This is a genomic window from Microcystis protocystis FBCC-A270 (assembly GCF_050500235.1).
GTDB classification, from domain to species: domain Bacteria; phylum Cyanobacteriota; class Cyanobacteriia; order Cyanobacteriales; family Microcystaceae; genus Microcystis; species Microcystis ichthyoblabe_A.
Genome location: NZ_CP191407.1, coordinates 2697642 through 2710529, shown reverse-complemented (window position 1 = coordinate 2710529; position 12888 = coordinate 2697642). Strand labels below are relative to the sequence as shown.

The window sequence follows — 12888 nt, the reverse complement described above, 5'->3', positions numbered from 1 at the left end:
TTTTCACAAACTAACTAACTAGGTGAGTAATGATTATGAAAAAAAATATTTCCTTAACCAGTGAAATTTTGATTCTCATCGGTTTGGGAATCGCTTTTTTGCTAGTAGGCATATTCTTTGGACCTAGATTACAACCCGTGTGGATAGATGAAGTAGTATTGGCAGAACCAGCAGCTAATCTAGCTTTATACGACAGTTTTACCTCGGCTGCTTGGTATCATCAAAATGCTCAGGAATTCCATGTTAGCACTTCTTTTCTTTATACGGTTTTGCTGGCTTTATGGATAAAAGTTTTGGGATTTAGTATTGAAAAAGTTAGGCTTTTTAATTATGTGTTAATGCTTCTTAGCATCACTGTAATCTGGTTATTCATCAAGAAATTGCCTTTAATTAAGTTTTCTTGGCTAAGAATTATCCTAGTGGTTAGTTGTCTTTTGCCAGCAGGAATTACCTTTATTTATACATCGGGAAGGTACGACACTTCCTGCATTTTCTTATCAGCACTGGTTTTGGGGGCTTTTTTAATAAAAGATGCTAAAATTCGATGGTTTACTATGACAATTATTGGATTTTTCTTTCCCCTTTCTGGATTGTCAGCAGTGGTCTTTGCGACAATTTTTGGCGTTATCCTACTCCTTTTCAACTTTCAGAGATTTTGGCGGGAATTTGTCGCTCTAAGTGGGGGATTTATTTTAGGAATATTATTTCTTTATGCACTTTACTCAACCAATGGTGTTTGGGATGATTTTGTTAGTCTGACTTTGGGTCATAGTGTTGCCAATGCCAACCTTAACAGAAGTGTCATTGATATAATATTTTCCAGAGTGAGCAAACTTTTTGACCAGAAAGATTATCTGTGTGGTGGCTGCTTGCATCCGTCTTTTCCACCACTGTCACTACTGCTGATCATCTTGATATTTTATGAACTATTGACCAAATCTTTCCGGTGGCGTTCTCCTTCCTTTTTTGCTTTGATCACCGTTATTACCATACCAACTACTATGTGTTTTCTGGGGAAATATCCACTTTATTATAGTTGGATGTCGATGTTTCCCTTAATCATTTGTATCTGCTGGAGTTTTAATAATATTTTAGAAAAAAATAAGGGCAAAATTCAGACGACAATTATTAGTATAGCTTTTTTAGTTTTATTATTGTATGCCAACTTACTAGGACTACCTTCCCTAGCGCAAATTACCTTACAAAAATGGGAGAACAATGACTATACTAAAGTACAAAACTTTCTCGATAACAAAATTAATCCTCAGGATCACATCTATGCTGATTTTCAAACATTCTACGCCCTCAAGTCTCGGGCTAAACGAGTTTATTTCCCCCTTTATAATGGGCAGATGACACCAGAGGATAGGGATAATCTTTCATTAATTGTCATTGATCCTAGGGCCAGTGCTAGAGCATCTTGGAATCCCGGATTAGCAGAAATTGTTGGCGACTCACTCCCCCAGTGGTACGATACAGGAGAACAGTTAGATACGGGCACTTATGGGATGAAATTGTACCGAAAAAGATAAACCTGGAGAAATTCAAAGGATATGAACTCTGAAAAACTGCAATTAAGGTCTGATTACCAAAAAATGCTTGATGACTTAGATCCTCAAGTCCTCCAATTGGATCGACAGGTATTTAAACGGTTACAAAACCTAGGTTATCCCCCGAGGGTGATCTTTGATGTGGGTGCTTCTAATAGTGGCTGGTCCTACTAAGTACCTAAGCAAAATTAATTACACATTTCGATAAAGCTTTTGCCTCTTGCCTATTGCCTCTTGCCTGTCTTCACTAGGAAATTTATTTTGCATGACTACTTATATCAAACAGGTGCTGCAGGAAGCTGAATTTTATCTCTTTGAACCCCTCATCGACTACAGCAGCGACTATCGGGAATTAATCTCAAAAATCCTGCGAGTCTATCCCTCCTTTCATCTGTATAAATACGCCCTCGGTGAAACCTCCGGCGAGGTGACGATGAATGTTTCCACGGACGTGGTGAGCAGTAGTCTCTTGCAGACTGGTGATGAGAGTCAGCCCACCACTCCCATCTCGGTGCAAATGTTAACAATTGATGACGCAATTGCCCGACTTGGTTTACCCCATCCCCAAGTGATCAAAATTGATACCTAAGGCTCGGAGTTGTCTATACTTAGAGGAGCCGTCAAAACCCTAGCTAAAGTCGATGTTCTCTTTCTCGAATGCTGGCTCTATCGGGGCTATAGCAAAAAAACTCCCCATATTGAAAAAGTTTATGGATTATCTCAACTATTTTGCTAACGATTGCCTAAGATATATACCCAGCCACAAGCTAAGGGACAAAAAAGTTTTAGTGGTGGGTTGTAACAATGGCAGGGATTGCCGCTTTTTTCTAGAAGCGGCCGTCGTTCACGGTCTTGATGTTTGCGAAGATATCGGCCAAGGCTTAACTCATGAAAAAGTTTCCTACTTTCAAGAATCAGTCGAATCGACGACAAGACCCGATAACTACTACGATCTAGTTTTTTCCGCCGCTACTATGGAACATATTCCCAATATTGAAGCGGCTTTTTCGGAAATATGGCGAGTGACAAAACCAGGAGGATTAATTTACTGTGTGGCTGCGCCTCTGTGGAATTCCTACGAAGGTCATCATCAATACGGTTTATTTGCCGATTATCCTTGGATTCATTTAAGACTATCAAAAGATGACATATTTCTCTATCTGCAAAAACATAAACAATTAGAAAATTTAAAACCTCTGGTAGCTATACTAGAGCAAGAAGGATTGTTATTAACTTCTTTAGAATCAGAAAACCAGGACATTTATGCTAAGAATCTAGCAGATTTTATGTTCTCTGACTACTTTAATTTTCTACCTTCAAATCGGTATATAGAAACGGCTCTTTCCCTTGATGTTTCCTATGTTATTCGCAATGATATTTGGCAAGATGGAGAACAATATCTCACCGATGCTATTCTGGCAGAATTAAACAGTAAAGGCTATAGTAAAGATGAAGTTCTATCTGTATCTCATACTTATGTAGCCATTAAATAAAACTGAAAAAACTCATAAAAATTTCTCCATTAGCTGGTATGAATGATAACCCAGTCCAAATTAACCAAAATTATCAAGAAGTATTAGAAAAGTTGAGTGACGAGCGAGTCCTCAAAGAGATTCGTCAGGTTTTTCAACGATTGTCCAATCTCGGTTACCATCCCCAAGTTATCTTTGATATTGGCGCTTCTAATAGTGGGTGGTCTTGTTATATTAAAAAAGTCCTTCCACTAGCCGAATTTTACTTATTTGAACCTCTAATTGATTACTGCTCTGAATATCGAGAATTTATCGAAAAAACTTTGGTAATGTATCCTTCTTTTCATTTGCATAAAATTGCCCTTAGTGAAAAAAGTGGTGATACAACTATCAATGTCTTTGCCGATAGCGTCGTCAGTAGCACTGCCCTAGATATGACCAGCACGGGAATCAAAACTATACCAGTTCCCGTGCCAATGTTTACCCTAGATGAAGCGATAACTTCCTTAAATTTGCCCATACCCCAGGTAATCAAAATTGACACCCAAGGCAGTGAGCTATCGATCCTGAAGGGAGCGCAAAAAACCCTCGCCAGTGTTGATATTTTAGTCTTAGAATGTTGGCTGTATCGGGGCTACGGACCAGATACACCTCTGTTAACGGAAATTGCTGATTGGCTACTACCCTTTAATTTTCGACTTTGGGATGTGGTCGAACCCTACCGTAACGAACAGGGTGTTTTAGCCACTCTAGACTGTGTTTTTGTTAACACAAAATCTGTAATAACTCCCGACTGGCACTATGCTTAATTATACTCAAGGATAATTATGGAAGCTACCAATTATAAATCCGTGGGGGAAACTTATAAAACCACAGCCAAATTGGCCCAATTAGCTCTAGACGTATTTCAAAGACTGAAAAACTTGGGCTACCAACCGCAAGTCAACTTTGATATTGGTGCTTCTAATGGCTCTTAGTCAAAGGACAGCCATGAAGTGCTTCCCACGGCGGAATTTCATCTATTTGAGCCTCTAATCAACTATGATACCACCTATCGAGCGATTATCCCAAAAAATCTCCGTTTATACCTTGCTTTAGGCGAAAAAAGTGGCGAAGTCACCATGAATATCTTCCCCCATATGGTGGCCAGTAGTGCTTTAGATTTAAGTGACCCCGATGCTACCCTTAGCGCCCTAGACTGTGTTGTTGTCAACAACACTCGTTTAGAACTAATCCCTAACTGATACTACCAGAGCCACCCATGACGAATTCTGCCTACAAGTCCGTTGCCGATACCTATAAAACGAGGGAAAAGTTTGCTCAGTTAGACCTAGAAATTTTCCAGCGTTTGCAAGCTAAAGGGCTATCCCCCCAGGTTATTTATGATGTAGGGGCCTCGGATGGTTCCTGGTCTAGGGATATTGTTGAGGTGTTTCCCCAGTCTCAGTTTTATCTATTTGAGCCGTTAGTGAACCACGCGCCGGCTTATCAGCAGTTTATGACCGAAAGTTTAAAGCTTCATGACAATTTTCACCTCTATGGGGTGGCATTAGGAGAACGGGAGGGAACTGTAACCCTTAATGTTTTTCCTAATCTGGTGGCCAGCACCGCTCTCCCGATGGAGGGGTCAGGTTTAGCACTATCAACCGTGACGGTGCCGGTTCTCACCCTAGATGGTTTAGTGGAGCGGGGAGAGTTACCAATCCCCCAAATCATCAAGATAGATACCCAGGGATACGAGTGGTCTATTCTCAAGGGAGCAGTCCAGATCCTCCCCCAGGTTTCAGTCTTATTGTTAGAGTGTTGGTTATACCGAGGCTATGGACCCCAGACACCTCTGTTAACGGAATTGGCCAATTGGCTACTAGGCTTCGGTTTTCATCTTTGGGACCTAGGGGATGAGTACCGGGACGAGGGAGGGGGGTTGGCGACGGTGGACTGTCTCTTTCTTAATGTGGCCTCAGAGCTCTGTCCCGCTTGGCACTATTAGTCTTTTTCGTGCAAACAAATCGAATAGGGTTAAGGCAAATCGTCACATAATGTTAAATTTGACCGCCTATCTCTCAAATCTGCAATTCCGTGCGCTATGCTAGTAATGGTTTTTTAATGAGTTAGCAAGCATTTCTAGCACCGGTATCTTCGGTAACACGAAAAAAAGTGGATTTAACTCTACCTCCCATTGCTATAGCTCTGCTTGACAAAATGATAATGCCTCTCCTATGATTAGTTGTGATACTTCAGAGACGTTTTCAGCTTCTTTGATTTTTGACCTCGTTTCCTAGTGTGAGGAGTTTTAGGTAACAAAATTATGGCTATTCCCCAATCTTCAATCATTGCTCTGTCCTTGATGTACACCAAGCTGCCCCCGTCAGCTTCTGACCTTACCTATTGGGCGAGTCCCGAAGGTCAGTCAGTTTCTTGGAATCAGGCGGTGCAGGCATTTTCTACCTCTAGTGCAGCCAAGGCAGCCTATCCGATGTTAGCATCCCCTACGGTGCTGTCTCAGAATGCGGCCGCTCGTCGTCAGTATGTCACCCAAGCTTTCGAAAATCTCTACGGGATTGCAGCGGCTGACATTCCGGCGGCAGAATTAACCTACTGGGCTGATACCTATCTTGTGTCCTCCCCCCAGGCGGTTTTTGATTTTCCGGTCGTTTTAAATCAGTATTCCCCCGCCTCACGGCAACAGGCTTTGACGAACCGCGCTGAGGTATCGGAAAACTTCGCGATTGCCATGGCGGCTGCTGGCTCGTCCACCTTTACCTCAGCCCAGTATAGTGCTGGCTGGGCCATTGTGAATACGGTCACTGCCAATGCCGCTACCGTAACGGCGGCTAACGCACAAATTGCTGAATATGTCGCTGGTGGTGGCGGTACGGGAATTACCTTTACCTTGTTAGAAACAGGAGCCGTTTTAACGAACGAAGCTTCCACCCATGTTTCCCCTGCCGATAAGTTTCTCTCCAACTCTAACGATAAGATCAACGGTACAGTTTTCTTGGATGGCAGTGTTATCCAAGACTCCAGTACCTCCGATAATGATGTCTTATCGGCGACCATCGTGCCCGTTACCAATTTCTTGGGTATAGTAACCATCCCCTTTATCAGTAAGATCGAGGACATCAAGCTCACGGGTTCCCCCGGTGCGGCTATCCAGATTGCCAACATCAGCGATGTCAAGAATTTAGAAGTTGTTACAGGTAATCTCCAGGTTAACACCTCTGAAAAGCACACCCTGAATCTAGCGAAAGACTACAGCGGAACCTTGACCTTAAGCCAGGCCAATGCTAACAACAAAACCACTATTAACCTAAATGGTACGGTAGCGGGGACGACAATTGTTGACCTTAACAACGCCAGTGATATCAACCTAGTGGTCAAGGCCGATAGTGTCCTCAAAGCTAGTGACACTACTACTAACCCCACTATTTCTGATAGCGCTGGTAATACTAATTTCGTCATCAGTGGCGACAAAAACCTCACCATTGAGGGTGCCGTTCGAATGGCTATTGGCTCCTCCCCCGCTCAATTAGATGCCAGTGCTTTAACCGGTAAGCTGACCCTCGATCTAGCTAACATCGGTTTAATCATTGACGGTAAGAGTGTCAAACAGATTGTCGGTGGTAAGTCCGATGACTCTTTCACCTTGACGGCAGTTACCGACCAGTTGGTTGGTGTTGCTATCAACGGCGGTGACGGTAAAGATACCATCACTGCAACTCTAGGAGCCGGTGGTATTTTTGCTCTGGATAAGGTAACGAATGTAGAGACGGTTGTTCTCAAGCAAGTGTCTTTTGTGAATACGCTTGTTACACCCAATGACTCCTTCGTTGCCAGTGGCAAGTCTGCCACCGTTGATGCCTCCTCTTTCACGGTTTCAAAACTTACATACAATGGCGGCCTCGAAACCAATGGTACCTTGAATATCATCGGTGGAGCTTTAAAAGACAATATCATAGGTGGTGCCAAGAATGACACCCTGACTGGTGGTGGTTCTGCCGACATTTTAGATGGTGGCGCTGGCAATGATACCTTCGTGTATAAGAGTATTGCTGACTCGAACTTTGATAGTGCCGTTGCCTTCGATACCATCAACAATTTTCAGGAGGCGGGTGATGTCCTCGACCTGACGGCAGTTGGCTTTACTTCTACCCAGTTCTTGGGCGATGTGACTCCCTTTATTATTCTCCCTGTTGATATTCTAGATGCAGCACAACAGGCCTCTGTAGAGATCGGTAAAAACGCACTGGCTTCCTTCAAGTTTGGTGGCAACACCTACGTTCTGGGAACAAATAACTCTAACGTAAACGTAGTCGATGCTGGTGATTTGTTTATCGAACTCACTGGTAGCTTGACGCTGACCTCGATTAACTTTGCTTAGACCCCGATTGGTTTTAAGTTAAGAGTTTAGAGAAAGGCCACCCAGAAAAAGGGTGGTCTTTTTTCGTTTATTCTCCAAGGAAACCCTCCCTTCCCCCCTTGATAACTATCCCTTATAGGGATCTTTCTTAACAATTTTTGCAGTAAGCACTCCAACCCTTATCCTGACTTGATTTCAGTTTTTTCTTTGTCAGTAAGGGTGTCAACAAGGAATATTACAAATTGTTAACCGAGTCTTGAAAGCCTTGTGCTACAAAGGTTTGAAATGTTAAGAAAGATGTGACTAAAGGACAGCCTTGATAAGGGGGGTAATAGCTTCAATTTCCTCGCGACTTTTCCGGGGGAAATCGCTTTAAGAGTTCCTGCTTGGAATACTGTAGGAGTAAAGGGGTAAATTCTTCCGGGGACAATTGTAAAATCCGGCTGATAATAGCTTGAATTTCTGGGTCTAACTCACCAAAACGGACTCGGAGCAGGTTTTCCACCACCAGACGTTCCCCCTCTTGCAGACCTTGTTCTAGACCCCGTTCTAGACCCCGTTCTAGACCCCGTTCTAGACCTTCTTGCAGACCACGTTCTAGACCTTGTTTTTCTCCTTCGGCCAGTGCCTCTTGATAGACTCTCGTTTGTTTTAAATCACTTAGTTCAAACATAGCTTCAATTTCCTCGCGACTTTTCTGGGGGAAGTAGTAGGGTTAATTCATGAATTAACCCTACCCTTGATAAGGGGGGTGTCGATCCCCCCTTCCCCCCTTGATAAGGGGGGTGATAGCTTCAATTTCCCTGCGACTTTTCTGGGGGAAATCGCTTTAAGAGTTCCTGCTTGGAATACTGTAGGAGTAAAGGAGTAAATTCTTCCGGAGACAGTTGTAAAATCCGGCTGATAATAGCTTGCAGTGGTGGGTCTAACTCACCAAAACGGACTCGGAGCAGGTTTTCCACCACCAGACGTTCCCCCTCTTGCAGACCCCGTTCTAGACCCCGTTCTAAACCCCGTTCTAGACCCCGTTCTAGACCCCGTTCTTCTCCTTCGGCCAGTGCCTCTTGATAGACTCTCGTTTGTTTTAAATCACTTAGTCCAAACATAGCTTCAATTTCCTCGCGACTTTTCTGGGGTAATTTGTAAATGATGATACTTTCGATTAGGTCAATTAACTGCCGTTGACTGGACTGGTCGGTGATTTCTTCTCTAGTCCGCTCGATTAGGGTTTGAGCAGTCCTCACCGCTGCCGTTTCCGACTCTACTACTAATTTAATCACACCGATTCCTAAGGAGGGATGGGACACCTGGGGCAATTCATCGAGATAAATGCGTCTGACGCTCGATAAATTGAGGATTTCGCCAAAATGCAGGGATTGTTCCCGTTCCACCCGACGATGGGGATAAATGACGACAATTTGCCAGGGGTGAGGTGGTTGATATTGTTTTAAAAATAGGAACAATTCCGCAAAAAGTCGATAGTAGAGGGTGTCGTCCGCTTGGAACTGCACTTCCACTAGGTAGAGGGGTTGCTGAATATCTTCTCTGAGTGGTATAAATAAGCCATCGAGACGGAAAGAGAGTTGTTTCACCTCTTGGGAGGTGAATTGATAGTTTGCTGCTCCCGGTTGCGTTTGTCCGATTAAGTCAAAGAAACTGTCCGGAAAACGCAGGAATATTTGGTAAAAGAGACTGTCAGTTTTCACGAGAAATCTCGCTTCTAGGGTTTATTGGCAGTTGCCGAATCATTTGGCTAAACGGTTAATACTCTAGTATTAATAGACGTTGTATAATTTTTTCTCCTTGCTGTCACCAACAAAAATCTAGGGCTCTTCTAGGTTCTGTGTGATAAGTTTAACTTACTATATGATCGGTCAATCTTTGTGCCCTTTGTGTCTTTGTGGTTCCCTCCACTCCCTCGCCAGCAGGACTGTATCTCAGAATACATTTTACCCACCAAATCCAAAAGAGCCAATCTAGGGGACATGGCTCTTTTCCTGTATAATCAAGTCTTAATTTTAGGAATTGTCATTATATTTGAGGAAAATCTATGAGTTGGACAGAAGGATATGTATCGGAAGTTAACTACACTAGCGGCTTTTACGGCGAGTTAAGTCCCCTAAAATTAGGTTTAGCCACTCTGATTAAATCCATTCACCCCCCCGATTCCAGCCAAGAATTTACCTATTGTGAATTGGCCTGTGGTCAGGGTTTTACCACGAATATTCTAGCGGCAACCTATCCCCACGCCCAATTTTATGCCAATGATTTCAATCCTAGCCATATCGCCACAGCTAGAGATTTAGCGGCCAAGGCGGGAATGAAGAATATTCTTTTCTTTGATGATAGTTTTGAGGAATTTTTAGAGAGAGATTTACCTCAATTTGACTTCATCAGTCTGCACGGAATTTATAGCTGGATTAGTGCCAAAAACCGCCAAGCAATAGTTGATTTTATGCGCCGCAATCTCAAGGTGGGGGGATTAGTTTATATCTCCTATAATGCCCTGCCGGGTTGGTCAGCAGCGATGCCGATGCAAGCTTTAATGTTACGTCATGGTCAACACAGTTCCGAACCAATTTTAACCCGCATTGAACAGGCACTTAATTTTACAGGAGAATTATTAGAGGCTAATGCTAGTTATTTTGCCCAAAATCCAATTTTAAAAAATCGTTACGAGCGCCTAAAGGAACAAAATCGTTATTATTTAGCTCACGAGTATTTCAATCAGGAATGGAATTCTTTTTACTTCGATGAAGTGGCGAAAGAATTAGAGGATGCTAAACTTAAATATGTGGGTTCCGCCCATATTAATGACCATATTGATATGGTCAATCTCTCACCAGCAGCCCAAGAGAAATTAGCCAAAATCAGCGACCCAATCTATCGAGAAGTGGTGCGAGATTTCTTTGTTAATAGTCAATTCCGTCGTGATATTTTTAGTCGAGGCTCCTTAAGTTTAACCAACCAAGAACAGCTTAAACAACTACAAGAAACCCGGTTTGCTCTGATTGTTAATCCCGCAATTATCAAGTTCGAGCAGCAGTTTCCCGTGGGAGAAGTTAAGTTACAGGAGGCAATTTATCAGCCAATTTGTGAAGTTTTGGCAGAATCTCCCCAAACTTTACAGCAACTGCAAAATCATCCCAAAACCTCAAATATTAACTTAAATGGTCTTTACCAAGCTCTCGTGATTTTAACTGGTATTGGCTATATTCATCCTGCTGTGAATGAGCAAACTTGCCAACAACGGAAACCATCTACTGATGCTTTTAATAATGCAGTGAAAGCGAAAGCAGTCTATAGTGAGGAATTAAGCTTTTTAGCTTCTCCTTTGATTGGGACTGGAGTAGTGGTCAATCGTTTAGAACAATTATTCCTCTTGGCTAAATCCTCTAACCAAGATGCAGTACAATTTGTCTGGCAAATTTTGGCAAGTCAAGGCAAAAAAGTGGTTAAAGATGGGAAAACTTTGGAAACAGAGGAGGAAAATATTGCTCATCTGAAAACAGTGTACGAGCAGTTTAGTAAAGAACGTTTACTAACATTGCAAAAACTAGGTGTTTAGTAAATAAACTAAGATGTAAGTAGCTGGTTATAATTAAATTAAAAATGGATTTTAGGTTCGATCCCCCCTTAATCCCCCCTTGATAAGGGGGGCGCTGATCCCCTCTTAATCCCCCCTTGATAAGGGGGGCGCTGATCCCCCCTTAATCCCCCCTTGATAAGGGGGCTCTCTTGGGTTTGGTGGGTAAAATGTATTATAGGATACATTCCTGCTGGCAATCAACTGGAACGAACCACAAAGACACAAAGGACACAAAGATTGATCGCTTCTAGATAATCTAAACTTATCACACAAAGAATAAGAGAGCCATAAGGGGGGTATCTGACAATTTTTAACGCCTACCTACTTATTTAGGGCTTGCTGAATAATGGTAAAACCCTTTTAAAATAAGGCTTTTGACCTGTTAAAATCCGATGTTAGTGCAAGAATAGAACTCTTGCAAATTAATTATATGTTATAATGATGGGTTAACTAATTTTCCCCAAAAAAATAGTTAATCAGTACATTCGTCCTGAATGAAAACTTGAAGTTTAACTGGCTCTTCGGGAATTGTTATGCAAATAATTAACTTAAAATAAAATTCGATGAGAGCAACTACGCTCAAAAGTAGCTGAAATTCATACAGGAAAGGACTTAAGGCACAAATAGGTTAATACCAAAAGATAGACAATCGAGTTAAGATTTGATATAATAGCCAAAAACGAGATTATTTTACTTATGATACTTGACAAATTTTTGAACCTACAAGAAACCTGTATTCAAGGCTATCGACACCTAGAAAATATCGGTATAGTTTTCCAAATCGAATCGAAAAATAAAAAAGCAGCCTGTCCTCGTTGTGGGTTAGAGAGCGATAAACTTCACCAAAATCATCGACATTTAGTCAAAGATTTACCGCTCTCAGGTCAACCAGTGTACCTACAAGTTAATCGTCGTCAATTTAAGTGCGGTAATTGTCAGAAACCCTTTAGCGAAGAGTTAGATTTTGTCGCCAAGAAACGAACCTATACGAAAAGACTAGCCGAGAATATACTCGAACAATTAAAAGAAGGAGATATTTTAAATGTTAGCCGAAGAAATGACGTAACGGAAGAAGAGATTCAAAGAATGATAGAGGACATAGCTGAAGAAATTACAGAGACAGACCTATCGAAATTAAAAAGACTAGGAATTGATGAAATCGCTCTAGTCAAAGGACAAAAAAATTACTGTGCGGTTTTAGTAAATTTAGATACGGGAAAACTAATAGCTATTCTAGAGAAGCGAACACAAGAAGAATTGAGGGAAACGCTTACAGGGTGGGGAAAAGAGGTGTTAGAGCAAATTGAAGAAGTCAGCATAGACCTTTGGTTGCCCTATAAAAATTTGGTGAAAGAATTGATGCCATCGGCCGAGGTAGTCGCCGATAGATTCCATGTAATGAAACAAATTAATCAAGAGTTAGACGAACAAAGAAAAGCAGAAAAAAGAGCCGTAGAAGCGCAGAGAAATAAAAAACAGAAAGCGGAAAAAGAAGCGAAGCTAGAAGTTTTAAAGCGAAGTAAATATAGCTTGTTAAAAAATGAAAAAGATTTAACGGAAACCCAAAAAATCAAACTAGAAGCTATCAAAGAAAATTTCCCAAATTTGAAAAAGATGCACGAGTTAAAGGAAGAATTTAGAAAGATTTATGAAACCTCAGAGAATCCGACAGAAGGACTGCTATCCATCTCGGACTGGTTGGCAAAATCCTCCAGTGTTTTTACCAAGAGTTGTCAAACAATCCGAAACTGGTTTGGAGAAATCATTAGTTATTTCGAGCGAAGGACAACTAATGGGGTGGTCGAGGGAATCAACAATAAACTTAAACTAATAAAACGGAGAGGCTATGGCTTTAGAAACTTTCGGAATTTTTGGGTTAGAAGTATGTTGTCTTGGCATCTTGTCTGTTGATTTAGC

The 12888-nt window shown here is 41.8% G+C and carries 13 protein-coding genes; 11 read left to right on the top strand and 2 right to left on the bottom strand.

Annotation, left to right across the window (positions count from 1 at the left end; all coding sequences use genetic code 11):
• Positions 1-35 precede the first annotated feature (35 nt).
• The 9 genes from ACQY1X_RS13030 to ACQY1X_RS12990 all read left to right on the top strand — a co-directional run bounded on the left by ACQY1X_RS13030 (position 36) and on the right by ACQY1X_RS12990 (position 7403).
• Complete coding sequence (locus ACQY1X_RS13030) at positions 36-1532, top strand: hypothetical protein (RefSeq protein ID WP_430012898.1); 1497 nt, start codon at positions 36-38, stop codon at positions 1530-1532.
• A gap of 21 nt (positions 1533-1553) precedes the next feature.
• The gene (locus ACQY1X_RS13025) at positions 1554-1724 is read left to right on the top strand and encodes a hypothetical protein (RefSeq protein ID WP_430012897.1); all 171 of its coding nucleotides are present in this window, start codon (positions 1554-1556) and stop codon (positions 1722-1724) included.
• Between the two features lie 91 nt (positions 1725-1815).
• Complete coding sequence (locus ACQY1X_RS13020) at positions 1816-2139, top strand: FkbM family methyltransferase (protein ID WP_430014765.1); 324 nt, start codon at positions 1816-1818, stop codon at positions 2137-2139.
• 121 nt (positions 2140-2260) lie between these two features.
• Positions 2261-3043, top strand: coding sequence for a class I SAM-dependent methyltransferase (locus ACQY1X_RS13015; RefSeq protein ID WP_002778510.1), 783 nt, complete (start codon positions 2261-2263; stop codon positions 3041-3043).
• 38 nt (positions 3044-3081) lie between these two features.
• Entirely contained in the window at positions 3082-3831 is a 750-nt protein-coding gene (locus tag ACQY1X_RS13010; protein WP_430012895.1) for an FkbM family methyltransferase, read from the top strand.
• Positions 3832-3849: 18 nt separating this feature from the next.
• A complete protein-coding gene (locus ACQY1X_RS13005; RefSeq protein ID WP_153245594.1) occupies positions 3850-3999 on the top strand; it encodes a hypothetical protein in 150 nt (49 codons plus the stop codon).
• Positions 4000-4017: 18 nt separating this feature from the next.
• Positions 4018-4266 carry a hypothetical protein gene (locus tag ACQY1X_RS13000; RefSeq protein ID WP_430012894.1) on the top strand — a complete coding sequence of 83 codons (249 nt, stop codon included), beginning with the start codon at positions 4018-4020 and terminating at the stop codon, positions 4264-4266.
• Positions 4267-4283: 17 nt separating this feature from the next.
• On the top strand, positions 4284-5012 hold the full coding sequence (locus ACQY1X_RS12995; protein ID WP_430012893.1) for an FkbM family methyltransferase: 729 nt from the start codon (positions 4284-4286) through the stop codon (positions 5010-5012).
• A 318-nt stretch (positions 5013-5330) separates the two neighbouring features.
• The gene (locus ACQY1X_RS12990) at positions 5331-7403 is read left to right on the top strand and encodes a hemolysin (RefSeq protein WP_430014764.1); all 2073 of its coding nucleotides are present in this window, start codon (positions 5331-5333) and stop codon (positions 7401-7403) included.
• A gap of 316 nt (positions 7404-7719) precedes the next feature.
• On the opposite strand, the gene ACQY1X_RS12985 is transcribed toward ACQY1X_RS12990, so the two are convergent.
• Both ACQY1X_RS12985 and ACQY1X_RS12980 read right to left on the bottom strand, forming a co-directional pair.
• Positions 7720-8055 (bottom strand): hypothetical protein, encoded by a 336-nt coding sequence (locus ACQY1X_RS12985; protein ID WP_430012891.1) that lies wholly within the window; start codon positions 8053-8055, stop codon positions 7720-7722.
• Positions 8056-8176: 121 nt separating this feature from the next.
• A complete protein-coding gene (locus tag ACQY1X_RS12980; protein WP_430014763.1) occupies positions 8177-9088 on the bottom strand; it encodes an Rpn family recombination-promoting nuclease/putative transposase in 912 nt (303 codons plus the stop codon).
• A gap of 344 nt (positions 9089-9432) precedes the next feature.
• Here ACQY1X_RS12980 and ACQY1X_RS12975 point away from each other — a divergent pair, with 344 nt between their 5' ends.
• Positions 9433-10950: a class I SAM-dependent methyltransferase gene (locus tag ACQY1X_RS12975; protein WP_430012890.1), complete on the top strand. Its 1518-nt coding sequence runs from the start codon at positions 9433-9435 to the stop codon at positions 10948-10950.
• A 717-nt stretch (positions 10951-11667) separates the two neighbouring features.
• Positions 11668-12882, top strand: coding sequence for an ISL3 family transposase (locus tag ACQY1X_RS12970; RefSeq protein ID WP_430012889.1), 1215 nt, complete (start codon positions 11668-11670; stop codon positions 12880-12882).
• Positions 12883-12888: the final 6 nt, after the last annotated feature.

Excerpts from the sequence above, each read along its gene's own strand:
- ACQY1X_RS13030 (WP_430012898.1), top strand. The coding sequence starts at position 36 with ATGAAAAAAAATATTTCCTTAACCAGTGAAATTTTGATTCTCATCGGT.
- ACQY1X_RS13025 (WP_430012897.1), top strand. The coding sequence starts at position 1,554 with ATGAACTCTGAAAAACTGCAATTAAGGTCTGATTACCAAAAAATGCTT.
- ACQY1X_RS13020 (WP_430014765.1), top strand. The coding sequence starts at position 1,816 with ATGACTACTTATATCAAACAGGTGCTGCAGGAAGCTGAATTTTATCTC.
- ACQY1X_RS13015 (WP_002778510.1), top strand. The coding sequence starts at position 2,261 with ATGGATTATCTCAACTATTTTGCTAACGATTGCCTAAGATATATACCC.
- ACQY1X_RS13010 (WP_430012895.1), top strand. The coding sequence starts at position 3,082 with ATGAATGATAACCCAGTCCAAATTAACCAAAATTATCAAGAAGTATTA.
- ACQY1X_RS13005 (WP_153245594.1), top strand. The coding sequence starts at position 3,850 with ATGGAAGCTACCAATTATAAATCCGTGGGGGAAACTTATAAAACCACA.
- ACQY1X_RS12995 (WP_430012893.1), top strand. The coding sequence starts at position 4,284 with ATGACGAATTCTGCCTACAAGTCCGTTGCCGATACCTATAAAACGAGG.
- ACQY1X_RS12990 (WP_430014764.1), top strand. The coding sequence starts at position 5,331 with ATGGCTATTCCCCAATCTTCAATCATTGCTCTGTCCTTGATGTACACC.
- ACQY1X_RS12985 (WP_430012891.1), bottom strand. The coding sequence starts at position 8,055 with ATGTTTGAACTAAGTGATTTAAAACAAACGAGAGTCTATCAAGAGGCA.
- ACQY1X_RS12975 (WP_430012890.1), top strand. The coding sequence starts at position 9,433 with ATGAGTTGGACAGAAGGATATGTATCGGAAGTTAACTACACTAGCGGC.
- ACQY1X_RS12970 (WP_430012889.1), top strand. The coding sequence starts at position 11,668 with ATGATACTTGACAAATTTTTGAACCTACAAGAAACCTGTATTCAAGGC.